This is a genomic window from Nocardia stercoris, assembly GCF_003696265.1.
Classification (GTDB): domain Bacteria; phylum Actinomycetota; class Actinomycetes; order Mycobacteriales; family Mycobacteriaceae; genus Nocardia; species Nocardia stercoris.
Map to the genome: position 1 here is coordinate 361,624 of NZ_RFFH01000003.1, position 25,990 is coordinate 387,613.

General features: G+C 68.9%; 25 protein-coding genes. 16 read left to right on the forward strand and 9 right to left on the reverse strand.

The genetic code is table 11. The annotated features are described in order from the left end of the window. The first annotated feature begins 26 nt into the window (after nucleotides 1-26). The 3 genes from EBN03_RS10085 (at nucleotide 27) to EBN03_RS10095 (ending at nucleotide 3,150) form a co-directional block, all read left to right on the forward strand. On the forward strand, nucleotides 27-239 hold the full coding sequence (locus tag EBN03_RS10085) for a hypothetical protein (protein ID WP_158675581.1): 213 nt from the start codon (nucleotides 27-29) through the stop codon (nucleotides 237-239). A 157-nt stretch (nucleotides 240-396) separates the two neighbouring features. After that, the gene (locus tag EBN03_RS10090) at nucleotides 397-2,022 is read left to right on the forward strand and encodes an FAD-binding protein (protein ID WP_122187889.1); all 1,626 of its coding nucleotides are present in this window, start codon (nucleotides 397-399) and stop codon (nucleotides 2,020-2,022) included. A 141-nt stretch (nucleotides 2,023-2,163) separates the two neighbouring features. Further along, entirely contained in the window at nucleotides 2,164-3,150 is a 987-nt protein-coding gene (locus EBN03_RS10095; protein ID WP_267899271.1) for a zinc-dependent alcohol dehydrogenase family protein, read from the forward strand. Nucleotides 3,151-3,181: 31 nt separating this feature from the next. On the opposite strand, the gene EBN03_RS10100 is transcribed toward EBN03_RS10095, so the two are convergent. Further along, a complete protein-coding gene (locus EBN03_RS10100; protein WP_122187890.1) occupies nucleotides 3,182-4,195 on the reverse strand; it encodes an alcohol dehydrogenase catalytic domain-containing protein in 1,014 nt (337 codons plus the stop codon). Nucleotides 4,196-4,241: 46 nt separating this feature from the next. After that, nucleotides 4,242-4,709 carry a hypothetical protein gene (locus EBN03_RS10105; RefSeq protein ID WP_122187675.1) on the reverse strand — a complete coding sequence of 156 codons (468 nt, stop codon included), beginning with the start codon at nucleotides 4,707-4,709 and terminating at the stop codon, nucleotides 4,242-4,244. 216 nt (nucleotides 4,710-4,925) lie between these two features. On the opposite strand from EBN03_RS10105, the gene EBN03_RS10110 reads away from it, so the two are divergent. Next, nucleotides 4,926-5,450, forward strand: a complete 525-nt coding sequence (locus tag EBN03_RS10110) for a DUF4822 domain-containing protein (protein ID WP_122187676.1) — start codon at nucleotides 4,926-4,928, stop codon at nucleotides 5,448-5,450. Between the two features lie 3 nt (nucleotides 5,451-5,453). On the opposite strand, the gene EBN03_RS10115 is transcribed toward EBN03_RS10110, so the two are convergent. Continuing rightward, nucleotides 5,454-5,900 carry a MarR family winged helix-turn-helix transcriptional regulator gene (locus tag EBN03_RS10115; protein ID WP_233608285.1) on the reverse strand — a complete coding sequence of 149 codons (447 nt, stop codon included), beginning with the start codon at nucleotides 5,898-5,900 and terminating at the stop codon, nucleotides 5,454-5,456. Nucleotides 5,901-6,013: 113 nt separating this feature from the next. Here EBN03_RS10115 and EBN03_RS10120 point away from each other — a divergent pair, with 113 nt between their 5' ends. Continuing rightward, nucleotides 6,014-7,501 carry an MFS transporter gene (locus EBN03_RS10120; RefSeq protein WP_199742704.1) on the forward strand — a complete coding sequence of 496 codons (1,488 nt, stop codon included), beginning with the start codon at nucleotides 6,014-6,016 and terminating at the stop codon, nucleotides 7,499-7,501. Nucleotides 7,502-7,560: 59 nt separating this feature from the next. Here EBN03_RS10120 and EBN03_RS10125 read toward each other — a convergent pair whose 3' ends face one another. Both EBN03_RS10125 and EBN03_RS10130 read right to left on the reverse strand, forming a co-directional pair. Continuing rightward, entirely contained in the window at nucleotides 7,561-7,956 is a 396-nt protein-coding gene (locus EBN03_RS10125; protein ID WP_147471510.1) for a hypothetical protein, read from the reverse strand. 192 nt (nucleotides 7,957-8,148) lie between these two features. Beyond that, nucleotides 8,149-8,661 (reverse strand): hypothetical protein, encoded by a 513-nt coding sequence (locus EBN03_RS10130; RefSeq protein ID WP_147471511.1) that lies wholly within the window; start codon nucleotides 8,659-8,661, stop codon nucleotides 8,149-8,151. Between the two features lie 195 nt (nucleotides 8,662-8,856). Here EBN03_RS10130 and EBN03_RS10135 point away from each other — a divergent pair, with 195 nt between their 5' ends. The 3 genes from EBN03_RS10135 (at nucleotide 8,857) to EBN03_RS10145 (ending at nucleotide 12,241) form a co-directional block, all read left to right on the forward strand. Continuing rightward, nucleotides 8,857-10,305, forward strand: a complete 1,449-nt coding sequence (locus tag EBN03_RS10135; protein ID WP_122187679.1) for a carotenoid oxygenase family protein — start codon at nucleotides 8,857-8,859, stop codon at nucleotides 10,303-10,305. A 104-nt stretch (nucleotides 10,306-10,409) separates the two neighbouring features. Beyond that, the gene (locus EBN03_RS10140) at nucleotides 10,410-11,615 is read left to right on the forward strand and encodes a sensor histidine kinase (protein ID WP_158675582.1); all 1,206 of its coding nucleotides are present in this window, start codon (nucleotides 10,410-10,412) and stop codon (nucleotides 11,613-11,615) included. Beyond that, complete coding sequence (locus EBN03_RS10145; protein ID WP_122187681.1) at nucleotides 11,612-12,241, forward strand: response regulator; 630 nt, start codon at nucleotides 11,612-11,614, stop codon at nucleotides 12,239-12,241. Before EBN03_RS10140 ends, EBN03_RS10145 begins: the two co-directional genes overlap by 4 nt. Nucleotides 12,242-12,375: 134 nt before the next feature. Here EBN03_RS10145 and EBN03_RS10150 read toward each other — a convergent pair whose 3' ends face one another. Continuing rightward, entirely contained in the window at nucleotides 12,376-12,891 is a 516-nt protein-coding gene (locus EBN03_RS10150) for an alpha/beta hydrolase (protein ID WP_325052063.1), read from the reverse strand. Then, nucleotides 12,888-14,093: a cytochrome P450 gene (locus EBN03_RS10155; RefSeq protein ID WP_122187682.1), complete on the reverse strand. Its 1,206-nt coding sequence runs from the start codon at nucleotides 14,091-14,093 to the stop codon at nucleotides 12,888-12,890. The genes EBN03_RS10150 and EBN03_RS10155 overlap by 4 nt, the downstream gene beginning before the upstream one ends. A gap of 70 nt (nucleotides 14,094-14,163) precedes the next feature. On the opposite strand from EBN03_RS10155, the gene EBN03_RS10160 reads away from it, so the two are divergent. Next, a complete protein-coding gene (locus EBN03_RS10160) occupies nucleotides 14,164-14,799 on the forward strand; it encodes a TetR/AcrR family transcriptional regulator (protein WP_122187683.1) in 636 nt (211 codons plus the stop codon). A gap of 161 nt (nucleotides 14,800-14,960) precedes the next feature. Here EBN03_RS10160 and EBN03_RS10165 read toward each other — a convergent pair whose 3' ends face one another. Beyond that, nucleotides 14,961-15,578 (reverse strand): TetR/AcrR family transcriptional regulator, encoded by a 618-nt coding sequence (locus EBN03_RS10165; protein ID WP_122187684.1) that lies wholly within the window; start codon nucleotides 15,576-15,578, stop codon nucleotides 14,961-14,963. 152 nt (nucleotides 15,579-15,730) lie between these two features. Between EBN03_RS10165 and EBN03_RS10170 the strand changes: the two genes are divergently transcribed. From EBN03_RS10170 to EBN03_RS10180, 3 genes are all read left to right on the forward strand, one after another. Then, the gene (locus EBN03_RS10170) at nucleotides 15,731-16,780 is read left to right on the forward strand and encodes a Rieske 2Fe-2S domain-containing protein (protein WP_122187685.1); all 1,050 of its coding nucleotides are present in this window, start codon (nucleotides 15,731-15,733) and stop codon (nucleotides 16,778-16,780) included. 134 nt (nucleotides 16,781-16,914) lie between these two features. Further along, nucleotides 16,915-18,000 carry an NAD(P)H-dependent amine dehydrogenase family protein gene (locus EBN03_RS10175; protein ID WP_122187686.1) on the forward strand — a complete coding sequence of 362 codons (1,086 nt, stop codon included), beginning with the start codon at nucleotides 16,915-16,917 and terminating at the stop codon, nucleotides 17,998-18,000. A gap of 241 nt (nucleotides 18,001-18,241) precedes the next feature. After that, nucleotides 18,242-19,444: a site-specific integrase gene (locus tag EBN03_RS10180; protein ID WP_122187687.1), complete on the forward strand. Its 1,203-nt coding sequence runs from the start codon at nucleotides 18,242-18,244 to the stop codon at nucleotides 19,442-19,444. 9 nt (nucleotides 19,445-19,453) lie between these two features. On the opposite strand, the gene EBN03_RS10185 is transcribed toward EBN03_RS10180, so the two are convergent. After that, nucleotides 19,454-20,188 (reverse strand): LGFP repeat-containing protein, encoded by a 735-nt coding sequence (locus EBN03_RS10185; RefSeq protein WP_233608286.1) that lies wholly within the window; start codon nucleotides 20,186-20,188, stop codon nucleotides 19,454-19,456. A gap of 180 nt (nucleotides 20,189-20,368) precedes the next feature. Between EBN03_RS10185 and EBN03_RS10190 the strand changes: the two genes are divergently transcribed. From EBN03_RS10190 to lexA, 4 genes are all read left to right on the forward strand, one after another. Continuing rightward, nucleotides 20,369-22,513 carry a glycosyltransferase family 39 protein gene (locus EBN03_RS10190; RefSeq protein ID WP_407671116.1) on the forward strand — a complete coding sequence of 715 codons (2,145 nt, stop codon included), beginning with the start codon at nucleotides 20,369-20,371 and terminating at the stop codon, nucleotides 22,511-22,513. Between the two features lie 115 nt (nucleotides 22,514-22,628). Next, nucleotides 22,629-23,342: a TetR/AcrR family transcriptional regulator gene (locus EBN03_RS10195; RefSeq protein WP_122187689.1), complete on the forward strand. Its 714-nt coding sequence runs from the start codon at nucleotides 22,629-22,631 to the stop codon at nucleotides 23,340-23,342. Between the two features lie 385 nt (nucleotides 23,343-23,727). Continuing rightward, nucleotides 23,728-25,227, forward strand: coding sequence for an LCP family protein (locus tag EBN03_RS10200; RefSeq protein WP_407671117.1), 1,500 nt, complete (start codon nucleotides 23,728-23,730; stop codon nucleotides 25,225-25,227). A gap of 52 nt (nucleotides 25,228-25,279) precedes the next feature. Then, nucleotides 25,280-25,930, forward strand: a complete 651-nt coding sequence (gene lexA / locus EBN03_RS10205; RefSeq protein ID WP_122187691.1) for a transcriptional repressor LexA — start codon at nucleotides 25,280-25,282, stop codon at nucleotides 25,928-25,930. Nucleotides 25,931-25,990: the final 60 nt, after the last annotated feature.

The following is a 25,990-nucleotide window of genomic DNA, read 5'->3' on the forward strand; positions in this document are numbered from 1 at the left end:
GTAGGGTCGGTCGCGTGGAGTCGGACATGAAGCTCGAGGACTTGCGGTCGGCGCTCTCGTGCGTCTTCGAGAAGCTCGGTGCCGAGAGCCTCACCGAGCCCGACCGGGTCGAGTTGGTGGAGCGCGCCGGGGTGGTCCAGGACCAGATCGACGCGCTCCAGGATGCCGTCGACGACGAGGAGCCGGTACCGATGCAGCCGACCCCCGTGCCGGAACCCTTTGGCGACCGGCTGTTCTGAGCCGGCGCTGAAAGCCGTCGACATCTCCGGCCCACAACCCACGGCACAGACCGCCGCCGGCGTGTGGCGAACCCGAACCCGACGCAACCTAGAACACGTTATAGTTCTGGCGGCGGCGACGGGGCCGCGCGAAGACCGACCGGAAGGTTGTCACGTGGTGCGGACATGGGATCACTCGGCTGACGTGGTGGTGGCCGGATACGGCGCGGCCGGGGCGTCCGCGGCGCTCAGCGCGCGTGCCGAGGGCGCCGATGTGCTCGTGCTGGACCGGTATCTCGGCGGCGGCGCGAGCGCGCTGTCCGGCGGCATCGTGTACGCCGGTGGCGGCACCTGGGTGCAGCGCGCGGCGGGGGTCGAGGACGACGTGGACAACATGTTCGCCTACCTGCGCGCCGAGGTCGGCGACGCGGTGAGCGAGCGGACCCTGCGCCGCTTCTGCGACGAATCGGTGAGCATGATCGATTGGCTGACCGCACACGGCGTCCCGTTCGATCCCTCGCTGTGCCCGTTCAAGACCTCGTACCCGACCGACGACTACTACCTGTACTACTCGGGTTCGGAGAACGCCGGCGGCTACCGCACCATCGCGAAACCCGCGCAGCGCGGCCACCGCGCGCACGGGCGCGGCGTCTCGGGCAAGAAACTGTTCTGGCCGCTGGCCGAATCGGCGGCCCAGCGCGGTGTCCGGGTCCACACCGGCACGCGCGTGACCGAACTGGTCGTCGAGGACGGTCGGGTGGCCGGCGTCGAGGCCCTCACGCTCGAGGGCGCGCCGAAGGGGGTACGGCGCCGGTTCGCGGCGCTGGCCCGCATCTCGGCGAAACCCGGTGTGTACCACCAGGGTCTGCGCGCAGTGGTGCAGGCGCAACTGGACCGGATCGAACGCCGGTACGGCAAGCGGGTGCGGATCGAAGCCCGATCGGGCGTGGTGCTCACCACCGGCGGGTTCATCGCCGACCAGGCGATGGTGGCCCAGCACGCACCGGACTACCCGTGGCGCGAGGGCCTGCCGCTGGGCACCGCCGGCGACGACGGCAGCGGTATCCGGATGGCGGTGGCCGCGGGTGCCTCGACCGGCAAGATGGATTCGATCTCGACCTGGCGGTTCATCGCCCCGTCCAGTGCCTTCTTCGGCTCGATCGCGGTGAACAACCTGGGACAGCGCATGATCGACGAGTCCCGCTACGGCGCCGCCCTGGGCGCGGCGCTCGCCACCAGCCCCGGCAACCGGGCGTGGCTGCTGGTCGACGCGGAACTCGAGGCCGAGGCGCGGCGGCAACTGCCCGGTCAGTCGGTGTGGTTCCAGCGGATGCAGGCCGAATGGCTGCTGCGGGTCGGCCGGAAGTCGGGCGCCACGATCGAGGAGGCGGCCCGCCGCGCCGGGATCGACCCGGCCGGGCTGCGGGAGACCGTGGACCGGCACAACCGGGCCATCGAGGAGCAGCAGCCCGACCCGATGGGCAAGCCGGACGACATCCGCCGCCCGCTGCGCACGGGACCCTTTGCGCTGCTGGACATCTCGTTCGCCGCCCGCGTCGCCTACCCGACCCCGATGCTCACCCTCGGCGGCCTGGTCGTCGACGAGGACACCGGCGCCGTGCTGAACGCGGACGGCAACCCGATCGCGGGCCTGTTCGCGGCGGGCCGCGCGGCGGTCGGCATCTGCTCGAACGGTTACGTCAGCGGCCTGTCGCTGGCCGACGCCGTCTTCTCGGGCCGCCGCGCAGGCACGCACAGCGTCGTCACCGCGGACCCGGCGGCCGGGGTGACGACGCACCCGTAGCGGTACCCCGCAATCGGCCGAGCCTCCCGGATCCCCCTGCCGACAACCGATAGGAATGGGATATCCATACGGAACCGTGTGGGATCCGACCGAAGGAGCGTCCGGGAGATGACAACCATGCGGTCCGTCGTTGCCGACACCATGGGCGAACCGTCCGAAGTCCTACAGCTGCGCACCCGCCCGATTCCGGAGCCCGGTCCCGGTGAGGTCCGGATCCGGGTGCGAGTGGCACCTGTCCATGCCAGTGATCTGCATACCGTCCGCGGCAGGTACGGATTCACCCCGGAGTTCCCTGCCGTGCCCGGAATCGAATCCGTCGGCGTGATCGACGAACTCGGTAGCGGCACAGATGGTTTGGAGGTCGGGCAGCGTGTCTTCACGATCGGAGTCACGGGCACCTGGCAGGAGTATGTCATTGCCGAGGCCGAGCGCGTCCGGCCCGTTCCGGCCGGTATGAGCGATTCCACGGCCGCTCAGATCCTCACCAATCCGCTCACGGCCGTGATCTTGACCAGTGAAGAACTCGATGTCCGACCGGGCGAATGGCTCCTGCAAACCGCGGCCGGATCGACCGTGGGACAGTTGGTTATCCAGCTCGGCGCGCACGTCGGCTTCGACACCCTCAACGTGGTCCGCCGTCGATCCGCCGTCGAGGGCATCCTCGAATTGGGGGGCACCGCGGTGATCTGCACTGAGGACGAAGACCTCCGCGCACGGGTGGCGGAGATAGCCCGCCCCGACGGCGTATCCAAGGCGATCGACTGTGTCGGCGGTCAGGTGGGTGCGGATGTCTCGCGTGCGCTCGCACCGCACGGCGAGTTGGTCGTCTACGGTGCGCTGTCGACGCACCGCCAAACCGATCCCGCCAAACTCGCCATCCCGATCTTCGCCCGCTCGTTGATCTACGAAACGAAGACCGTTCGGGGGTTCTGGCTGTTCCGCTGGATCACCGAGACCCCGAAGGATCGCATGGCCGCAGTGATCGACCGGACACTTCGGCTGGTCGACAGCGGCGCGCTGCGCGTGCCCGAAGGCCGGCCGATCCCGGTCGAAAAGTTCAGTGAGGCCGTCTATTCGGCCGAAGCTCCCGGACACGAGGGCAAACCGCTGCTGGTGTTCGAACAGTAGCCGTGGCAGTCCGCGCCCGCGGCAGGCAGGTTCACATGGTGAGGACCATTCGGTAGCGGGCTCGTCCTTCGTCCGCGTCCGTGTATGCCTGGGCGGCGTCGGACAGGGGACGTTCCTCGATGCGGGCCCGAACGCCGGCGAGGACGGCGAACCGCATCGCCTCTTCGACATCGCGCGCGGTGCCTGCCGGATGGCCGGTCACGCTGTATCCGGGCATGATCAGCTGCAGCGGGCTGATCGGGAGCGGGTCGGTGGCGGCGCCGATGATTACCAGTTCGCCGCGAGGGAGGAGGCCACCGACCGTTGCGGCCATCGCTGCCGAGTTCGCGGCGGTGGCGAGCACGACGGACACCCCGCCGAGCTCTCGCAGGCTGTCGCCGACGTCGCCGGCGGTGGAGTCCACGTAGTGGTGCGCCCCCAACGCGAGGGCGTCGTCACGTTTGCCGGTTCCGCGGGCGATCGCGATCGTCTCGAACCCCATCGCGCGGGCGAACTGGATCCCGAGGTGACCGAGACCGCCGACGCCGAGGACGGCCACCCGATCACCGGGCAGCGCACGGGTCTTGCGCAGGGCGTCGAAGGTGGTCACTCCCGCGCAGGCCATCGGCGCGGCGTCGGCGAAGGAAAGCTCATCCGGGATGCGAGCGAGGGCGTTGGCCGGAACCGTGACCGACTCGGCGTACCCACCCGGATATTGCCAGCTCGGGACCTGCAGATTCTCGCAGTGGATGAAGATGCCCTGGCGGCAGGGAACACACCGGTTGCAGTGACCCCCGAACCATCCCACCGCGACGCGGTCCCCGAGACCGAAACCGGCCACACCGGCACCGAGTTCGGCAATGGTTCCGGCTATTTCGTGGCCCGGTGTCAGGGGCCAGGTCGTCCCGGGGAATCCGCCGTTGACGAAACCGTGGTCGGTGCCGCAGATTCCACACGCGGACACTGCGATTCGAACCTGACCTGGATCGGGTGACCGGGTTTCGACGTCCACGAGGGTCAACTTCTCCCCGGCCGATGCGACGTGTACTGCACGATGAGTGGGCATCTTCATCCTCGCTCTCCATGTCGGGCACTGCAGGGATGGAACGTGGTTACGCCGGGCCGTCGGTCCGCCGGCCGGAGTTTCGGGCTTCGACAGCCTTGATCGTGTTGACGAACGCCTTGTCCAGGACTCCCTTGCCGACAGTCCCGAGCACGGCCTCGAGCATGCGGCCCTTGAGGTTCTTGCCCTCGCGAACCACGACGACATCCACGTCGGTTTTCCCGTCGGGCATCGAGGTGAGGGTGTAGGTGTGGCCCGATGCGCCGCCCCACAGGTTGGAGTCGGTGGTCTTCATGACGATGTGGCGCGGGTCGGACCAGTCGTAGTCCAGACGCTCCCAGATGCCGCTCGAGCCCTCGGTGACGTCGGCATGATCGGGTGTCCGGTCGTGTACCTGGAGGTATTTGTCGGCGCTGTTGCCGAACACCTGCGACCGGCCCGGGCCGAAGTCGGTCAGCGCGGCGAGGAACTGCTCGGGTGTCACGGTAGTCGTGTGGTTGAGATGAATGGTGGACATCGCGGTGCTCCTGAACGGTGAGTGATCGGCATTCTCGATTCGGCTGATGATGGATCAGAGCGACGGCTGGCTCGACGAGGCAGGGGCGTACCAGTCGGGTCAATTGTCCTCGTATTGCCTGGTCGTGCCTAGTGCACCGGTGCGGCGCAGCACGTCTTCGCGCTCCGACCGGCCGAGCCTCCCGGATCCCCCGTCGGCAACCGATAGGAATGGGGTATGACCCCGATCGCGATCCGCACCACCGGCGCCCTCGCAGCGGTCGCCGTCTGCGGACTGGTCACGGCCTGCGGCAGCATCCAGGCGTTCTTCTCCCCCACGACACCCGTGTCGAGTCCGCCGCCACCGACCGTGGCGGCGGACTCGCTCGGGACGCTGTTGACGGCGACGCCGTGGCAGACGACCGCCGTCCAGGACCCGCACGGGGATCCGGTGCCACTCACCGACGACCGCGTGCGGCCCTACCTCGGCTTCGTGTACTTCGCCCGCAACGGCACCTTCACCGCGTTCGGACTCGACGACGCCCCGGCGGCGCACGGCGACTGGTGGCTCACCCCGGACGGTAAGACGCGCACGATGATCACGAAGAACCCTGCCGGGCAAGAAGTCTCGCGCAGGGATGTCGATGTGGTGATTCTGACCGACAAGGAGTTCGTCGACCGCGTCCGCCCGGACCCGACCCGCAACAACGACTGGTTCGACATCGTCCACACGCCGACCGACCACCGCGCGCCGGGGACGTAGCGGTCAGCCGCGGGACCGCACCCGGTGGCGGTAGTTCTCGATCGACGCATTGAACCGGGCCAGCCCGGTCGCCAGCGCGGTGATGTCCTGCTCGGACCAGTCGGCGAGGATGGCGTCGAGGTGGTGGATGCTCTGGGCGCGTTCGGCATCCAGCCGGGCGATGCCCGCTTCGGTGACCCGGAACTTGCGGGCGATGCCACCGTCGGGGTCGGGGATCCGCTCGGCGACGCCGGCGCGCAGCATCGCGGCGGTCTGCCGGTTGAGGGTGGAGACGTCCAGCCCGAGCGAGTCGCTGAGCTGCCCGATCGACATCGGGCCTTCCACGCGCAGCACGCTCAGCAACAGGTACGCGCTGCGGTCGAGCCCGCTGTCCACGTTCTTGCGTGAGATCAGGCTGTAGCGACCGAAGAGCATGGTCTCGAACTCGAGCCGCTCGGTGGGCGTCGTCAATGCACCTCCTCAATTGCCCCCAGCCTACGTGGCGTGCACGACACATTGAATGTGCATCATGCACATCATGTGTATAGTACATCTATCGTCGACTCGTGAGGGAGAACCCAGCCATGACCAGATCCGAATCCGTGGCGCGGCCGGGCGACCACAGCGCGCCGTCGGCCCGGGCGAACGCGAGCGCCATGCTCGCGGTGCTGGCCTACACCGGAGTCGTCGCCTCCCTGATGCAGACGCTCGTGGTGCCGCTGCTGGGTGAACTGCCGCGCATCGTGCACTCCACCCCCACGAACACGTCCTGGGTCGTCACGGTCACACTGCTCGTCGCCGCCGTCGCGACCCCGGTCGCCGGCCGGCTCGGCGACATGTTCGGCAAGCGCCGCATGCTGATCCTGTCGACCGTGCCGCTGCTGGCCGGATCCGTCGTGTGCGCCACAGCCGGCTCACTGATCCAGATGGTCGCCGGGCGCGGACTGCAGGGCCTCGGCGTCGGCACCATCCCACTGGCCATCGCGCTGCTGCGCGACGTGATGCCGCCCGAACGCCTCGGCTCGGCCATCGCCCTGATCAGTTCCTCGCTGGGTATCGGCGGCGCCCTCGGCCTGCCGCTCGCGTCGGCAATCACCGAATTCAGCAGCTGGCGCGTCATGTTCTGGGCCGCAGCGGTTCTCGTCGGGATCGCGACCGCACTCATCTACGTCGTGGTCCCGGAGGGCACCTCCGAAGGCTCGTCCGGCCGCTTCGACGGGCTCGGCGCGGTGCTGCTCGGCGGCGGCCTGGTGAGCCTGCTGCTGCCGATCTCCAAGGGCGCGAACTGGGGTTGGACCAGCGGCACCACCATCGGGCTGTTCACCACAGCCGTCGTCGTCCTGCTGATCTGGGGCTGGTGGGAACTACGCTCCCCCGAACCGCTGGTCGACCTGCGGGTCACCGCCCGGCCGCAGGTGCTGGTCACCAACCTCGCCAGCATCGCCGTCGGCGTCGGCCTGTACGCGCTGCAACTGAGCCTGCCGCAGCTGATGCAGCTGCCGAAGTCGCTCGGCTACGGCCTCGGTCAGTCGATGATCCAGATGGGCCTGTGGATGGCCACCGGCGGCATCATGATGATGGTCGTCTCCCCGATCGGCGCGAAACTGTCCGCGGCCCGCAACCCGAAGGTCACGCTGGTCATCGGCGCGCTCGTCATGGCGGCCGGATACGGTGTCGCACTGCCGCTGATGGGATCCATCTGGGGACTGCTGGTGGTCAACATCGTGGTCAGCAGCGGCGTGGCCTTCGCCTACGGCGCGATGCCCGCCCTGATCATGGGCGCGGTCCCGCAGTCGGAGACCGCCGCCGCCAACAGCTTCAACACCCTGATGCGCTCACTGGGCACCTCCACCTCCGCCGCCGTGGTCGGCGCGGTTCTCGCCCAGATGACCATCTCGATGGACGGGCACAATGTGCCCACCGAGCACGGTTTCCGCACGGTCTTCCTGATCGGCAGCGTGGTCTGCCTGGTGGCCGCGGTGATCGCGATGCTGATCCCGCTCGCCAAGACCGCGGCGGGCGGTCGCGGCGAGCGGGAGCCGAAACCGACTGTCGCCCTGGCGAAGAGCTGAGCCCGGACGCGGTGTCGGGACCCGTGCGACCGGGCCCAGACACCGCGCCCTGCGTCCTGCTAGCCGCGTGGTGCCAGTCCGGCGTACAGCAGTGCACCCGACTGCGGCTCCCGGACGATCAGCACCGCGTCACCCGCACGGGGGATCTCGAGGCGAGACACGAGGGTCGTGATCGAGGTCTGCGAACCGCCCAGGTCAAGTACGAGAACGACATTCGGGTTGTCGTTGATCGTCTGCCCGGTGTCTTGCACCTGCACGACCGTCGCAGTCTCGGTCGGTACTCCGCTCGCCAGTAACCCCTGAACCTGCTGGGCCTGGTTGGCAGAGTTCATCGCACCCTGCATCGCATTGGTGAATTCGCTGCCCATCACCGCTTTGGTCAGCTTGCCGGTAAAGCCTTTGCCTTTGACGATCCGGTCGGCCTGCTGCATGGCGTCGGCCTGACGCTCTGCCATGGGCTTCCTGTTGAAGAGTCCCACCGCTTCCTCCAATTTCGATCCAGAAGCTGCGATCAGAATACTCCGGAACATCCAAGCCACAGCTGCTTTCGGTGTTCGCCAGGGACGGCTGTCAGGCGGCGAACAGGCCCCACGCGCCGGCCCATGCGTCGCAACCACCGAGATGCCCTCGACACTCCGAGACAGAGCCTAGGCGGATGCCGACAGCGAGGACAGCAGCGCCGTCAGCCACGTACCGAGATCCGAAGGGCCGGTGGGCACCGAGGTGGTGGTCGGGACGGGTGTGGACGTCACGGGAACCGTGGTGCTGGGCGTGCAGGTCGGGTCGCCCGCGTCGAGGACGGTGAAGACGACCGGGCCCAGGAACCCACCGGTGCCGCCGCTCAGGGCCAACCACAGCTTGTGGTCACCGGCGGCGGCCGGGGTCCAGGCGGAGGTGAAGTCCGCGCCGCGGACCGTGGGCTGGTCGGCGTCGATCTGGGTCGCCGTGCTCAACGTCGCGCCGTCGAGGAAGTGATAGGAATTCGATCCGGCCGGGACCTTGATGGCCGGGACCGTGATCGTGTACGTGTTCCCCGCGCACGGGATCGCGGCGTCCACGGTCATGGCCGGGTCGTCGGCGCCCGCCACCCCGGCGGCCGCCGCGCTCAGCAGCATTCCCGCCGCGACCGCCCCGATGCTCATCGTCCGACTCTGGTTCATCCTCGGCTCCTCCTTCACCGAACGGCGATGTGCCGTTCTCCCTCCACCTTTCGAGCACTACGGCGCACCCGTTAACCCCCCTCCCGGGCCCGCGGCTCGTTCCGGCCACCGGCGCATACTGTCCACCGATCGACGGACACCACCGTCAGCCGAGCGGTCGTCGCGGCGACGGGCCGGGGCGCGCAGGCTGGAACCATGACCTCCACACAGCGTTCCGCCCCGCTCCCGGTGTCGGAAAACCACTATCTCGCAGGCAATTTCGGCCCGGTGGCCCAGGAGGTGACCGCCTACGACCTACCGGTCACCGGCAGCATCCCCGACTACCTCGACGGACGATTCCTGCGCATCGGCCCGAATCCGATCGACCCGAATCCCGAGACCTACCAATGGTTTCTAGGTGAGGGCATGGTGCACGGGCTGCGCATCGGCGACAGTCGCGCCCAGTGGTACCGCAATCGCTGGGTCCGCTCGGCGCGCGTCGCGCGCGCCCTCGGCGAGGAGTGGCGCGGCGGCCCGTGGCGCGGCGGATTCGACTTCGCCGCCAACACCAATATCATCGGCCATGCCGGGCGCACCCTGGCACTGACCGAAACCGGCGCTCGCCCTTACGAACTCGACGACGAGCTCGACACCGTCGGCCCCAGCGACTTCTGCGGCTCCCTGCGGGGCGGTTACACCGCCCATCCCAAACGGGATCCGGTCTCCGGCGAACTGCATGCCGTGTCCTACAACCCGCTGCGCGCGAACCTGGCCCGCTACTCGGTCACCGGCGTCGATGGCCGGATCCGGCGCGAGGTCGACATCCCGTTGCGCGGCTCGGTCATGATCCACGACTTCGCGCTCACCGAGAACTACGTGCTGATCTACGACCTTCCGGTGGTGCTCGACCTCGGCAACAAGCTGCTGAACCGGTTCTTCTCCACCCATAGCACGCCGTCTCCGCTCGCGGCTGCGGCGATGAGCCTGTCGCATCGAGTACAACCCAAGAACCTCCAGCTGCCCTACCGCTGGGACCCCAGCTACGGCGCCCGGATCGGTGTGCTGCCGAGAGAGCGGACGGCGGCAAAGGTCCGCTGGTTCGAGATCGAGCCGTGCTTCGTCTACCACACGCTCAACGCTTACGAGGAGGGCCAGCGGATCGTGATCGACGCGGTCCGGCACCCCAGCACGTTCGTCAACGGCCACAACGAACCCACGATCGGCGTGCCGGCCCTGCATCGATGGACTGCCGACCTGGCAACCGGACGGATCACGGAGGCCCCGCTGGACGATCGGCGACAGGAGTTCCCGCGCGTCGACGAGCGACTGATCGGGCGGCGGCACCGGTTCGGTTATTCGGTCGCGCGCCTGAATGTTCCGGACACACGATCGGCGGACACGCTGCTGCGCAACGACGTCACCACCGGGACGACGGAGGTGGTCTCCTTCGACGGTGACGGCGAACCGGGTGAGTTCATCCACGTGCCCAGCGGACCCGGCACGCCGGAGGACGACGGCGTGGTGATGGGCTTCGTCTACCGGCACGAGACCGGCCGCAGCGACCTGGTCATCCTCGACGCGGGCACCCTCGACCATGTGGCCACAGTGCATCTGCCCGCGCGGGTGCCCAACGGTTTTCACGGCAACTGGGTGCCGACCGCATGAGCACGCCCACGCCCGGCACCGGCCGTACGATCGCGCCGAAACCGGCCGTCGACGGCCCCGCCGGGCGCGGACGTGCGGCGGCCCGGTCGGGTAGATTTTCCGGAATGTGGTGGGCGCAGCCGCAGCTTCGGCCCTGGACCTGGTACCTGCTGGGCAATCTCGTCATCGGGGTCGCCGCTGAGCTGTTCCTCGCTCCGGATCTCGCGCCCGAGTTGCCGGGGTTGGCCGTCTTCGTCGCAATCCCCTTGTGCTGCTTGCTGTTCGGCGAGCGGGTGTTCCACGGCCACGACCGCACGGTGCACGATCCGGACCCGTACGCGGTGGTGTTCGCGCTGACCGTCACGGCCCTGCAGTTCCTGGCCACGGCCCTCGCCCCGGGCGTCGCGTTCGCGCTGCCGCTGCTGTTCCCATTGCTGTTCATGTCGCTACCGCTGCGGTTCGCGCTGGTCGCGGCCGCGATCGCCGGAGCCGGCCTGCCGGCGGCGGCGATCGCAGGAGCCGGCCTGCCGCTGGTCGCGAATTTCGCCGGCGCGGTGATGCCCGCCGGGTTCGTGATCGTGGTCAGCGTGATGGGCGCGGTACTGGGTCCGCTGATCGGCGCCCTGATCATCGAACGCGTCCGGGTCACCGATCGGCAGGCCGAACTGCTCGCCGAGGTCACCGCGAGCCGCGCCGAGGTCGCGCGCCTGGCCCACGAATCCGGTGGACTCGCCGAGCGAGCCCGGCTGGCCGGCGAGATCCACGACACCCTCGCCCAGGGCTTCACCAGCATCATCACCCTCGCCGAGGCCATCGACTCCGAGCTGGACGCGCACCCCGACCGCGCGCGCGAACACCTCGAGCTGCTGCGCGCGACAGCCCGGGAGAACCTCGCCGAATCACGCGCCATGGTGGCGGAATTGACCCCGCCCGCACTGGCCGACCACTCGCTGGGCGCGGCGCTGCGGCGGCAGTGCGACCGGCTCGCCGCCGAGACCGGGCTGACCGTCGACGTGCACAGCGACCCCGACCTGTCGGCGCTCCCGACCGCCACCGGCGTCGTGGTGCTGCGCTCGGTGCAGGAGGCGTTCGCCAACGTCCGCAAACACGCCCACGCCTCCCGGGTGGCGGTGCGCCTCGACACCGGTCCGGAACTTCTGCGGATCGTCGTGTGCGACAACGGCATCGGCTTCCCGGCGCGCGAACCCGGCGATCCGGTCGGCTACGGCCTGCACGGCATGCGCACCCGGGTCGAAGAAGTCGGCGGCACCGTCACCGTGGCGACCGCCGCCGACACCGGCACCACCGTGACGATCGAGGTCCCCGCATGACGTCCGCTCCGCCGATCACCGTCCTGCTGGTCGACGACCACACCATCGTGCGAGAAGGCTTGCGCGGCATGCTGTCCGCGGAACCGGATCTCGCGGTCGTCGGCGAGGCGGGCTCGGCCGGCGAGGCCGAAGTTCTTGCCGCGCATCTGCGGCCGCGGGTGATCCTGATGGACCTGCGTATGCCCGGCGGCGACGGCTTGCGGGCCACCGAGCGAATCCTGGCCGCGCACGCCGGAATTCACATCGTCATTCTCACCACCTACGACACCGACTCCGACATCCTGCGCGCGGTCGAGGTCGGCGCCTCCGGCTACCTGCTCAAGGACGCGTCCCGTGCCCAGCTCGCCGACGCGGTCCGCGCGGCCGCCCGCGGCGAGACCGTACTGGCCACCACGGTCGCCAACCGGCTCGCGCATTCCCTGCGCCGGACGGTGCCGCGCCTGTCGGGCCGCGAACTCGAGATCCTCGCCCACGTCGCCCAGGGCAAGACCAACGCCTCGATCGGGCGGGCCCTGCACATCAGCGAGGCCACCGTGAAGACCCACCTGCTGCGCGCGTTCGCCAAGCTGGAAGTCGGCGACCGCACGGCGGCGGTCACCACCGCCACCCGGTACGGGCTACTCTGAGCCGCTACATCATCGGCGCGGCCGCCGACCGGTTACCAGCCGCTGCAATTACGCGACACGCTGCTCCGAAGGCTCACCGGGGTGGTGCTGTCGTTACCGCGGTGTGGATCGTGTGAAGGGTGTTGCGGCGCAGGTCACGGCTGATCGTGGTGGTGGGTGCGACGGTGTCGAAGCCGTGGAAGGCGCAGCCGGCTGTCGACCTCGGCGGTGGTCAAGGCCTGGTGGTAGCGGGCGTTCTGGGCGTGGAGCAGGTCCTGGTCGCCGACGGTGATCCACGCCGGCGGTAGCCCGGCGAGGTCGGGGGCGAGGCGGTAGTCCACGGACGCGACGAGCACTCCGGTGCGGGCGGCGATCTGGTGGCACCAGCGGTCGTCGTGCGCGGCGGTGCCGAAGACGAAGCCGCCGCCGTGGATCCACAGCAGTGCCGGGCCCGGCGCCCGGGAACCGGTGTCGCCGAACACCCGGACCCGCACACCGCCACCCAGATCGGTGACCAGGGCGGCGGGATGCGGGCGGGTGCGTGCGGCAAGGCGGCGCATCACCGGCAACGTGCGTGGGCTGACGGTTTCGCGGGGTAGGACCAGCGCGTACGGTCGCAGGTCACGGTGGTAGCGCCGGTACTGGCGGAACCGGGTCGGTGTGCCGGTCATGCGGGGGTGAGCGACAGGTTCAGGTGCGCCAGGCGGCGCACGATCAGGCTCGGAACGTAGGTAGGTTCCGGACCGCTCAGCGAGACGGCGGTGGTGGTGGCGAGCAGTGCACGCACGGCCTGGGTGGTTTCTTTGCGAGCGAGATGGGCGCCGAGGCAGAAGTGGATGCCGCGCCCGAAGCTGTGGTGCTGTTTCGGCTGGCCGCGGTCGAGGTCGACGCGGTCGGGGTGGTCGAAGATGCTGGGGTCGCGGTTGGACGCACCCCACATCAGCATCAGCCGGGCACCGGATTCGAGTTCGACTCCGGCCAGCTCAGTGGGCGCGGTAGTGACGCGGAAGTGGCCGCGGAACGGGCTCTCGATGCGCACCGCTTCCTCCACCAGCGCACCGATCCGGTCGGGTTCGGCGCGCAGGGTTACTTGCAGTTGCCGATCCTCGGCCAGTAGCCGTACCGCGGTGCCGAGCAGGCTCGCGGTCGATTCCGCGCCCGCGGTGACCAGCTGCACCAGCAGCACCGCCCCCTGATCACGGGTCAGGGTTCCCGACGCGACCGCGGCCGCGACACTGCCCAGCACCCCCGTGTCCTGCCCCGGGCGGGCCTGGTCGAGGCGCTCGCCCAGATACCGGGCGAACTCGAGCACCGCGAGCGCGGCCTGCCCGGCGCGTTCGGGACTTGCGACCCCGGAAACCAGATCGATCGCCGCGTCCGACCAGTCGGCGAGGCGCTGATGGTCTTCGCGCGGCAGCCCGATCAGCTCGCCGATCACCTGCACCGGGACCCGATGGGCGACCGCGGTCATCCAGTCACCGCCGCCGGCGGCGACCAGCCCGGCCACCGCCGGGGCGACCGCGGCGTCGATCAGCTCGGTCGTCTCGGCTATCGCACGCGGGCTGAACCGCGACATCACCAGCGCCCGCTGCGCGGTGTGTGCGGGCGGATCCGCGGTCGCCAGCACATCGACTCCGGCGCCGGCCTCGGCCACCGACACCGTCGCCGAACCCGATGCCGCCGACAGCACCGCGACCAGATTGCTCGAATAGGTTTGCGGATCCGCCAGCACAGTGCGGATCGCCTCGAACCCGAGCACCACATACAGCTGCTGGTCAGGAAGATAATGCACGTCCCCGATAGGACGCAGTTGCTCGAGCAGCGGATACGGGTCCTGCAGTGCCTCAGCGCCGAACAGGTCAGGAACAGTCATCACAACCAGCCTTTCACACGTTATATAACACGTTATACAACGTGTTCTCGTTCTGCGGTACCCTCGAACCGTGGTCGACGACACTGCTGCCCTGCTGCGCGAGTCCCGCGATTCGTTGCGCGTGATCCGCGAATTCGGGCCCACCGAACGCGCACGCCGCGCCGAGATCGCCGCGGTCGCCCGCACGATGGCGTCCCGGCACGGCTACAAGGGCGTCACGATCCGCGAGGTCGCCGCCCAGGCCGGCACCACCCCGGTCACGGTGTACCGCTACTTCGGTTCCAAGGACGGCCTGATCCAGCACCTCATGGCCGACTGGGCCCTCGACACCCTCGAACGCCTGACCCGCCTACCGGCCGACCCCGGCGCCGAGCCCGCCGACCGGATCGCCGCCGCGTTCTCCCAGGTCATCGACTGGGCCGCCGAGGACCACAATCTGCTGCAGGCCGGAATGAACTCCGTGCATTCCGGCGACGGCTCGGGCATCAGGGTCTGGCGGCCGGTGTTCACCGAACTCGTCCGCGCCGCCCTCGCCGACCCCGGCTGGACCGACGACCACGACCGAGCCCTGGTCCTCGGCCACGTCCTCACCACCTGCCTACTCGACCTGACCACCAATCCCGCCGACATCACCGACATCCGCCACACCATCACCCGCGCGGCGCACCTGCTCTTCACCACATCCACCCCGAACCGCCACCCGTAGCTTCGGCGCGACCGAGGTCGACCTCGACGCCGAACTCGCCCAGCTCGGGCCGACCGGCCACCGGCCGCTACGGGTGCGTGACACGTTGTTCTGAGCCTGCTCATCGCAGCCGGGCACCGGCGGGCTTGTCCGCAGTAGCTGGTGAGTGCAGTCGAGACGCCTCAGTTCTCGAGGTAGGCGACCATACTTCCGATGAGCGCTTCGATAGCGTCGTCGAGGTTGCCGTATGTGCCGAGAGTCCGCTCGGAGGTGATACCACGCATGGCGGCCGGGATCAGCGCCGCGACCCGGCGCACCTTGACCGGATCGAGTTCCAGATCGGCGAAGGCCCGCTGGCACGCGTCGTCCCAGTGCGGTTTCCAGGACGCCAGCTCGGCGGCGGTGAGCGGGTAGTCGCGTTCGAGTTCGGCGTGGTCGCGGGGCAGCGCCGCGCGCAGCGTCTCGATGGCCAATGACTCGGGGCGGCGCAATCCGATGGCCATCGCGTGGATGAGCGCGGCGACGCGTTCGCGCAGGGTGCCGCCCGGTTTGGCGGCCGCGGGCAGGTCCCCGCGCTTGTCGGCGGTGTAGCGCAGGACCGCGGCCCACAGGCCGTCGATGTCGCCGAACTGATATTTGACGACTCCCCAGGTCGCGCCGATGTCGCGGGCGATCCGGTTGCCGGACACCGCGGCGGGGTCCCCGGTCGACAGCGAGGCGATCGCCGCCTCGAGCATGGCTTCCCGCGATTGGATCCCGCGCTTGTTCGCCCGCCTCGTGCCCGCCGTTGCCTCTGTCACGAGGGCCGATGCTACCTCGATCGACCTGGGGAATCCAGTTTCAACTAACCCTCTTGCATTCTTTCAAAGAGGGTTCTATTCTCGTGGTCGCCGGGCGTGGAACCGACGGTCCGCGCCGACCCGGACAGCCCGCGAAGACGTGGAGGATCGAGATGGCCAAACCACCACTGTCGATGGAGCCGACGGGCTGGTTCCAAGTCGCCTGGCGCACCGAGATCGAGGTCGGTGCGGTGCACAGGATGAAGTACTTCGGGCGTGAGATGGTGGCGTGGCGATCGGCCGCCGGCGACCTCGCGGTCTTCGACGCCTACTGCGAGCACCTCGGCGCGCACCTCGGCTATGGCGGGCAGGTTCAGGGCGAGAACCTGGTGTGCCCGTTCCACGGCTGGGAATGGAACCGCGAGGGCCGCAATGTGTGCATCCCCTACGAGTCCCACCCGAACAAGGGCCGCCGCATCCGCAGCTACCCCGTCGTCGAACGTAACGAGGCGGTGTGGATCTGGTACGACACCGCCGGCCGCGCACCGTATTTCGAGGTGCCGGACGTGTTCGAAGCGTTCGGTGACGGCAAGACCGCCGCGGACTACTACCCGCCGGTGCCTGCCGCGACATTGTTCCGGCCTGGCCTGGAACTGCATCCGCAATATGTGATGGAGAACGGCGTCGACTTCGCGCACTTCAAGGTGGTGCACAAGACGCCGTTCGTGCCGGAGTTCACCCGTCACGATTTCTCCGGCCCGGTGTCCTACGTCGATTTCACCATCGCCTTCGACGAGGACATCGCCGAGGACCAGGTCAACAGTGGTGTGGAATCGATCAACGCCGGCTTGGGCTGTTCGATCACCAAGAGCTGGGGCATGATCGACCACCGCACCATGCCCGCGGTGACACCGGTCGACGAATACACCTCCGATGTGCGTTTCACCGTCTGGATCGGCCGCAAGCCCGGCGACGAACGCCCCGAGATCGGCCGCTACGGCACGACCATGGCCGGATTCGTCATCGAGCAGTTCGAAGCCGACGTCCACATCTGGGCGCATCAGCGCTACTCCGACCCGCCCGCCCTGTCGCAGAAGGAATTCAAGGGCTTCAAGGCGCTGCGCGAATGGGCCGTGCAGTTCTACCCCGACGGCGGACCCGCTGGCACCGATCCACGTCACCCCGATAGCGGCGCCGTGCGCCCGGCGGCCACCACCGCCTGAACCTCCCCGACCCAGTACCGACGCGAAAACGTAACAGCCAGAAAGGCACTGATCATGAGCGAGCGCAGCGAGCGACCAATAGACACAGCCACCCTGGTGGTCATGCCGGAGCCGAGCGTCAGCGAGGTGGAGGCATGAGCAACTCCGACAAGATCCGGGTATTCCAGGTCGCCACCGGCAACCTCGGCACCGAGATGATCGGCCGCATCCGCAACCACCGAGACCTCGAACTGGTCGGGCTGCACTGCTATTCGCCGGACAAGATCGGACGCGACGCGGGAGAGATCGTCGGTCTGGACCCGATCGGTGTGATCGCCACCGGCACGGTCGAAGAGATCATCGCCGCCCGCCCCGACGTGCTCACCTTCCACGGCGTGTTCCCCGATGAGGACCTCTACGAAAAAGTGCTCGAGGCCGGCATCGACGTGGTGACCACCGCGGACTGGATCACCGGCTTCCACCGCGACCGCAACCACTCGCATCCCTCGGGCCGCAAGGTCAGCGAGGTCATCCAAGCGGCCTGCGAGCGTGGCGGTTCCACGTTCTACGGCACCGGCATGAATCCGGGCCTGTGCCAGATCCTGGGCATCGTGCACACCGCCGACGTCGCCGATATCGAGAACGTCACCGTCACCGAATCCGTGGATGTGTCCTGCCATCACTCCGTGGACACTTGGAAGGCCGTCGGCTACGGCCGCCCGATCGACGATCCGACCATCCCCGATTCGCTCTACAAATACACCGCCGTCTTCGCCGATTCGGTCTACCTCATGGCCGACGCCTTCGGCCTGGAACTCGACGAGGTGAAATTCAGCTACGAGCTCGGCGCCTGCACCAAGGACGTCGACCTCGGCTGGTACTTCATGCCCAAGGGTTCACTCGGCGCGAACTACATCAAATACCAAGGCATGGTCGACGGCGTCGCACGAGTGGAGACCCACCTCGAATGGCAGATGACCCCGCACACCGACCCCGCATGGAATATCAAGGGCTGCTATATCACCCAGGTCACCGGCGACCCCAACATCTACAGCAAGCACATGATCTTCCCGCGTAAGGGTTTCGACCTGTCGAACCCGGAGAACTTCGCCTCCATCGGCATGACCGTCACCGGCCTGCCCGCCCTCAACGCCATCAAATCCGTCGTCGCCGCCCGCCCCGGCATCATCACCAGCGCCGACCTTCCCCTCCGCGGCTTCGCCGGCCGCTTCAACATCTGAACGGCGACCCCGGCGGGCGGGCACGATCGAGCGCCCGTCGAGAGCCCTTGCGGCGGAACGGAACCCGAGGTGACCCGGCTCCGCCGCGGCACAGCGCGGCCGGACATCGTGCCGACGAGCACCGAGGCCCGATACCGCGGTCTGCCCGGTACGCCCGTCCCTGTTTCCATCCGGTGAAATTCCGGCACAACGGGTTTCGAGCGAACCTGGGAAACGCCTGCGAGACGGTACCCTGTCGCGAATGACCACCACCGACACGCAGATCGCGGTGCCCGACACCGTTCGTGGTGAGCTGCGGCGCGGGGTGCGCAGCGTTCTGGTCGACCCGGTGGCCCTGCGGCTGGTGCGGGAACGCTTCGACAGCGAACAGGCCGGCGCGCTCGGCCGCTACCTCGCCGCGTCCCAGTCGCCGAATACGGTGCGCGCCTATCGATCCGACTGGGTGGCCTGGTCGGCGTGGTGTGCCGCCGAAGGCCGGCAGTCGCTGCCCGCCGACCCCCTCGACGTCGCCGTGTATGTCGCCGCGGCCGCCGACGCGCGAAAGACTGGCGGCGAGTGGGCATTCGGTGCCGCGACCCTGGAACGCAAGTGCGCCGCCATCGCGGCGGTCCATGCCGCGAACGGGCTGCCGTCACCGACCCGCTCGGATGTGGTGCGCCTGACCCTGCGCGGTATCCGTCGCACCCGCCGCACCCAACCCAAGCGCAAACGCCCGGTCCTGCTGCACACGCTGGAACAGCTGCTGGCCGAACTTCCCGCACCCGGCTGGCCCACCGAACCGGCTCGCCGCCGCGATCTGCTCATCCTGCTGGTGGGATTCGCGGGCGCGTTGCGGCGCAGCGAGATCGCGGGCCTGCGGATCACCGACGTGAGCGTCCACCTCGACCACCACACCGGCGAGCCGATGCTGCTGATCCAGCTGCCGGCCACCAAGACCGACCCGTCGGGCAGCACCGGTCAGCGGGTCGCGCTACCGCGCGGCGGCCGCCCGCCGACCTGCCCGGTGTGCGCGTTCACGGACTGGATCCGGTTGCGGGAGGCCTACGCCGAGCACGGCCGCGGCGGACTACCCGGCTGGCTGGACGCCACCCCGGTCGGTACCGACCTGCACCGCTGCCACGGTTTCACCGGCACCACGCTGACCGATCCGGATCTGCCGCTGTTCCCGGCGGTGTCGCGGCACGGCGGGCTGGGCAGCACCGCGATGTCCGGCCGCGCGGTAGCGGAACTGGTGAAACGCTATGCCGCCCGTGCGGGTCTCGACCCGACCCTGTTCTCGGGGCACTCGCTGCGCTCCGGGTTCGCCACCCAGGCCGCGCTCGGTGGGGCCAGCGACCGCGAGATCATGCGGCAGGGCCGCTGGTCCAACCCGCGCACGGTGCACGGCTACATCCGCACCGCGAACCCGCTCGACGACAACGCCGTCACCAAACTCGGCCTGTGACAGCCGGTTTCAGGGCTGCCAGGTGAGCTTGCCGCCCTGGAAGTCCTGGGCCTTGCCGTCCTTGTAGTCGTACTCGTCGCTGGTCGGGAAGCCGTAGCGCCCGTTGACGTCGCCGTAGGACTGCCAGTTCTGCTTGATCGCGCCCCACACGGTGTGCGCGCCGGTCTTGGGCGACCAGTACACGGTGCCGCCGTCGAAGATCTGGTAGAGGCCGTCGCTGCCGGCCTTGGCGGCGTCGGTGACCGGGAAGCCCAGAATGCCGCCCTCCCAGCCCATCTGGGCCCACTTGTCGCGGATCGGACCGGACACGACGTGCGCGTCGGTGCCCAGCGACCAGTAGATGGATCCGTTCTGGAAGTGGTTGTAGCGGCCCTCGCCGTTGGGGGTGCCCTGCTCGTCGGTGACCGGGTAGCCCAGCGGGCCGTTCTCGTAGTTGGTCGAGGCCCACTTGTCGCGGATGCGGCCGCCGACCTCGGTGGCGCCGGTCGCGGGTGTCCAGTAGATGGAGGCGTTGTTGGTGAACTTCTGGAACCGGCCGCCGTTGGCCGCCGGGGATTCGGGGGTGATCGGGTCGCCGAGTACGTCGGGCCCGCCGAGGTTGTTGTAGTCGACCTCGATTGCTCCACCGACGTCGAACGCGCCGTGCTGGGTCGCCGACGCGGGACCCGCCGCCAGGACCGCGGTCACCTCGGCCGCGGCCGCAGCCGCCGCCACCATCGCCAGAACTCTCCTCGAATTCGCCACTGTCAACTCCTGCCGCTGTATTCCACTGGGTGTCCCGACTCGGCCGCCATCTTCCCTGTGCTGGAAGTGAGCTGCAAGAGCAACCGGGTATTCGCTGCCTGCACCCTACGGGCTCCCAGCTGATTCCCAGGAAGCGGTGAGAGTCTTCACCGGCGCGACGGGCATGCTGGCGCGGTGACCGTGACCAGTACCGAAACTTCCGACGCCGGCCCACCCGCCCCCGAAGCACCCGAGGTACCCGCTGCGGCGGAACCCGTTCCCCACGAACTGGCCCCGGCCCGCCCGTGGGAGCGGATCGCGCTGGCGGTCCTGCTGCTGGGCACCGCCGCCGCCTATCTGTGGAACATCACCGTCAACGGGATGGGCAACAACTTCTACGCCGCCGCCACGTGGTCGGGGTCGCAGGATTGGAAGGCACTGCTCTTCGGCTCGCTGGACCCGGCGAACTTCATCACCGTCGACAAACCGCCGGTGTCGCAATGGGTCATGGGCCTGTCCGGGCAGATCTTCGGCTTCTCGAGCGCGAGCATGCTGGTCCCCGAGGCGCTGATGGCGGTCGCGGCCGTCGTCCTCATGTACGGCGCGCTGACCCGCGCCACCGGTAGCCGCGCGAGCGGCCTGCTCGCCGGTGCCGCGCTCGCCGTGACACCGGTCGTGGCAATGATGTTCCGGTTCAACAATCCCGACGCGGTAATGGTGCTGCTGATGACCGCCGGCGCGTATTGCACGGTGCGGGCGTTGCGCGGCGCGAGTGTGCGCTGGCTGATGTTGGCCGGTGTCGCACTGGGTTTCGCGTTCCTGGCCAAGATGCTCGAGGGCCTGATGGTGTTGCCCGCGCTGGGACTGGCCTATCTGGTGGTTGCTCCGACGACGCTGGGCAAGCGGATCGCGCACTTGCTCGCGGCCGCGGTGGCGCTGGTGGTGTCCGCGGGCTGGTTCGTGCTGCTGACGATCCTGTGGCCGGCCGATTCGCGGCCGTATCTGGCCGGGTCCAAGGACAACACGTTCATGGATCTGGTGCTGGGCTACAACGGCATCTCCCGCTACCTGGGCAAGAACCACATGGGCGGCCAGAAGGGCGGCGGTCCGTTCGAGCTGCCGCCGGGCTACAAGCTGCCCGAGAACCTGCTCGGCGGGCACGGCCGCGGCGGCGGCGCGTTCAGTGGGGCCAACGGGCCGGACCGCATGTTCACCGGTGAGATCGGCTGGGAGATCTCCTGGTTGCTGCCGGCGGCACTGGTGGCGTTCGCGCTGGTCATGGTCGCGCGCGGCCGGTCCCCGCGCACCGATGTCGTGCGCGGTGCGGCACTGGTGTTCGGCTTGTGGCTGATCATCGACGGCATCGCGTTCACCGAGATGAAGGGCGGCATGCACGCCTATTACACCCTCGCGGTAGCCCCCGGGATCGCCGGCTGTGTTGCGTTGGGTGCGTTCGAGGCGTGGCGGTTGCGCGACGGCCTGATCGGCCGGGTCGGCGGGGCCGCGCTGGTAGCGGCCTCGGGTGGCTGGGCGTTCGTGCTGCTGAACCGCAACGCGGACTGGCAGCCGTGGTTGCGCTGGACGATCCTGGCGCTGACCGTGGTCGTGACGCTGGGTCTGTTGCTGACCGCGGCACCGGCGACGGCCCGCACGCCGGAACTGCGCCGGCGCGCGACCACCGCGCTGCTGGCGGCGAGTGTGATCGTCGGCCTGGCCGGGACCACCGCGTACGCCGCGGCGACGTTGCCGCAGGCGCACACCGGTGGTAGCCCGTCGGTGGGCCCGGCCCGTCCGAAGCAGGACGACAAGGCGAACCCGTTCGGCGGCATCACGAGACAGCAGATGGCGATGTTTACCGGCAGCGGTTCGGTCGATCCGCAGCTCACCGCGAAGCTGGAGGCCACGCACACGACCTGGTCGGCGGCGATCGACCGGTCCGGTCCGGCGGCCGGTCTGGAGCTGGCCACGAACACCGCGGTGCTGGCGATCGGTGGTTTCACCTCCGAGGACCCGGTGCCCACGCTGGCCGGTTTCCAGCAACTGGTGCACGACCACAAGATCGCCTACTACCTGGCCCAGGAGGTCGAGCTGCCGGACTCGTGGAAGACCGACCAGCCGGCCCCCGGTGCGCACCACCGCAAGCCCGGCGAGCCGGCGGACCCGAACGCGCCGAAACCCGATGCGCCGCAACCGGAGTCCGCTGCGCCCGGTACGCAGGCGAACCCGGACACCCCGCGGTGGCATCCCGGCGGCAATCCCGAAATCTACAACTGGGTGTCCGCACACTATCCGGTCGAGCACATCGGCAGTACCGCCGTCTACGACTTGACCGCCGACCCGCACTGATCGTCCTCCGGCGATCGCAGTGCGGCAGCGCCGCTCCCCGCTCCGGCGGTGGGGCGGCGCTGTCGTTTCGACCCGAAATACCAGAGCACTGCTCTCGATCTGGCAGGATGGCGGAATGACCGGAACCACACCACGCGCCCGGGCCCGCGCCCGCACCATGGACGACATCGTGCGGATCGGCCGCGAGCACCTGGCCGTGCACGGTGCCGCGGCCCTGTCACTGCGGGCCGTGGCCCGCGATCTGGGCGTCGTGTCTTCCGCGGTCTACCGATACGTCAGCAGCCGCGACGAACTGCTCACCATGCTGGTCGTCGACGGCTTCACCGAACTCGCCGACACCGTCGACACCGCGCTCGCCACCGCTCCCGCGGACGCACGCGCCCGGATCATGGTCGTGGGCCGCACGGTCCGCGCCTGGGCGCTGGCCGAGCCCGCGCGCTACGGCCTGCTCTACGGCACCCCGGTCCCGGGCTATCAGGCACCCGCCCAGCAAACCGTGCCGCCCGGCACCCGCCTGATCGGCACCCTGCTGCAGATCGTCGACAACGCCTGCCGCACCGAGACGGTCGCCGTGCCCGAGCCCAAACCGCGGCTGTCGGCGGGCCTGGCCGCCGACTTCGCCCTCATCCGAGACGCTTTCGGGCTCGCCGTCCCCGATTCCGTACTGCTGCGGACGGTTTCGCTGTGGACCGGCATGTTCGGGGCGATCAGTTTCGACGTCTTCGACCAGTACGGTGAGAGCACGTTCAGCGACCGCGCGGAACTGTTCGACCATCAGCTCGACGGGCTGTGTGACCTGCTCGGATTGCCTGCCGCGCCCGCCCGCTGACCGCCGATCCGACTGGCGCGAAATGGCGTTCGGCGGCTGGGTCGGGCAGGATGACTGGACCCGCGAGCACGACTTTCTCAGAGTTTCTTCAGCAAGATGATGCGAGACTGTTAGAACGATGAACGACCAGACCGAAGAGATCCCGGTATACGTGGATCGGCCCGCCGGGGATCGCGCGAGCAGGAAGCTCCCGGCGCAGGACCGGACCTCCGCTGATCGGTCCGGATCCCCCGCCGCCGACGACCCCGTCGACGCGCCCACCGAACTGCTCACTCCGGTAACCGAATTGCTGACGCCGGTGCGCGGCAGCACCACGGGTCCGAATCGCCGCCGCCGACGGGCCGCCGCGGCCGCACCGACCGGGTTGCAGGGTCGCGCGGTCCGGATGGGCAGCCGCATCATGGCCGCCGCGTCGGCGGTGATCGTCGTCACCGGAACGGGTTTCGCGTACTACACCGAGAAGAGCGTGAACAACGGGTTCTCCCGGGCCGACGTCATCAATCCCGAGGACAACGCCGCGCTCGGTGACGACATGAACATACTGCTGATCGGTCTGGACACCCGAAAGGACCAGAACGGCAACGACCTACCGAAGGACATCCTCGACCAGCTGCACGCCGGTGACGGCGAAGAGGGTGGTTACAACGCCAATTCGCTGATCCTGGTGCATATTCCGAAGGATCTCAAGAAGATCACCGCCTTCTCGATCCCGCGTGACGACTACGTGCCCGTCACCGGGATCCCCGGATACGACCACGCCAAGATCAAGGAATCCTACGGCCTGGCGAAGTATTACGCCGAGCAGAAGCTGGAGGCCCAGGGCGTCACCGACAAGGTCGAGCTCGAGCACAAGGGCCGCGAGGCCGGCCAGAAGTCGGTGTTGCAGACGGTCAAGGCGGTCACCGGCGTGCCGATCAACCGAGTCGCGGAGGTCTCGCTGGTCGGGTTCTACGACCTGGCCAACATTCTCGGCGGCGTCGACGTCTGCCTCAATCACGCGGTCGACGACGAGTTCTATTCCGGTGCCGTCTTCCCGGCCGGCCCGCAGCATCTCGACGCCGCCAACGCATTGTCGTTCGTGCGGCAGCGACACGAGCTGGAGAACGGTGACCTCGACCGGACCCACCGTCAGCAGGCGTTCCTCACCTCGGTCGCCAAGCAGCTCAAGAGTTCCGGCACCCTCACCAATGTCACCCGGCTGCAGCAGCTGATCACCGCGGCGCAGAAGGACATCGTGCTGTCCGCGGGGTGGGACGTGCTCGACTTCGCCCAGACGCTCGGCAAGGCGGGCAAGGTACCGATCGAGTTCCAGACCCTGCCCGTGAAGGCCTACGACACCGTCGACGGCCAAGACGTGAACGTCGTCGACCTGGCTCTGATCCGGTCGACTGTCCGTACCGCGTTCGGCATGCAGACCGATGCGCCGGTGGCTCCGAAGACCACCCCCACCAGCACGGTCGACGTGTGGAACGCCGGCGCCAATCCCGGTGACGCGGGCAAGCTGTCGACCGCGCTGGCGCAGAAGGGTTTCACCGAGGGCACTGTCGCCAGCGACACCTCCGGCCAGTATTCGGCGTCCACGATCTACTACGGTTCCGGCGCCGACACCGACGCCGGTCAGCTGTCGGACATGCTCGGCGGGATCCCGTCGGTCGCCTCGAAGAACGTCGCCGCCGGTCACGTGAAGGTGGTGCTGAGCTCCGACTTCACCCTGCCCGAGGCGCTCGGCGGCACCCCGCCTACGACCACCAGCGTCGCGCCCCCGCCGAAGTCCGGATCGACCGCGGCCGGCGCCACCGAAACACCCAGCGCCGACGACGGTGTGCCGGACTCGGGGAAGCCGGTCACCACCAGCATCGGTGACGACATCCCCTGCGTGAACTGACCCGAGGCGCGCCGGGTCGGGCACCGGGCCCGGCGCACCGTACGATGCCCCGGTGACCGCCGACGACTTCGACCACCTCGACACCTCGACCCTGCCCGCGCGGCAGCGCAAACTGCTCGAGGTCATCCGCGACGCGGTGCAGCGAGACGGATTCGCGCCCAGCACACGGGAGTTGGCGTCGGCGGTCGGTCTGCGTTCGCCGTCGTCGGTGTCGAAGCATCTCAAGGCGCTCGAGGAGCGCGGGTTCCTGCGGCGCGGTGATTCGGTGGCGCGGCCGATGGACGTGCGCCTGTTCCTGCGCAATTCGCCTGCGGCGGTGGCGGATTCGGAGTCGGTGACAGTGCCCGTGGTGGGCGACATCGCCGCCGGCAGTCCGATCCTCGCCGAGGAGCACACCGACGATCTACTCACCCTGTCGCGTCAATTGGTCGGCCACGGAACGGTTTTCGGGCTGCGGGTGCGCGGCGAGTCGATGATCGACGCCGCCATCTGCGACGGTGACCTGGTGGTGGTGCGCCGCCAGCCCGACGCGAACTCCGGCGACATCGTGGCCGCCATGATCGACGGTGAGGCCACGGTGAAGGTGCTGCGCCGCCGCAACGGTCACACCTATCTCGAACCCCGCAACCCGGCCTACCCGGTGCTCGACGGTGACGAGGCGGTCGTGCTGGGCAAGGTGGTCTCGGTGATGCGCCGCATGTGACGGACGTGGCCCGCGCGGCCCGATATTGCGTTGTCGGGCGGCTCGCTCCTGACTAGCGTG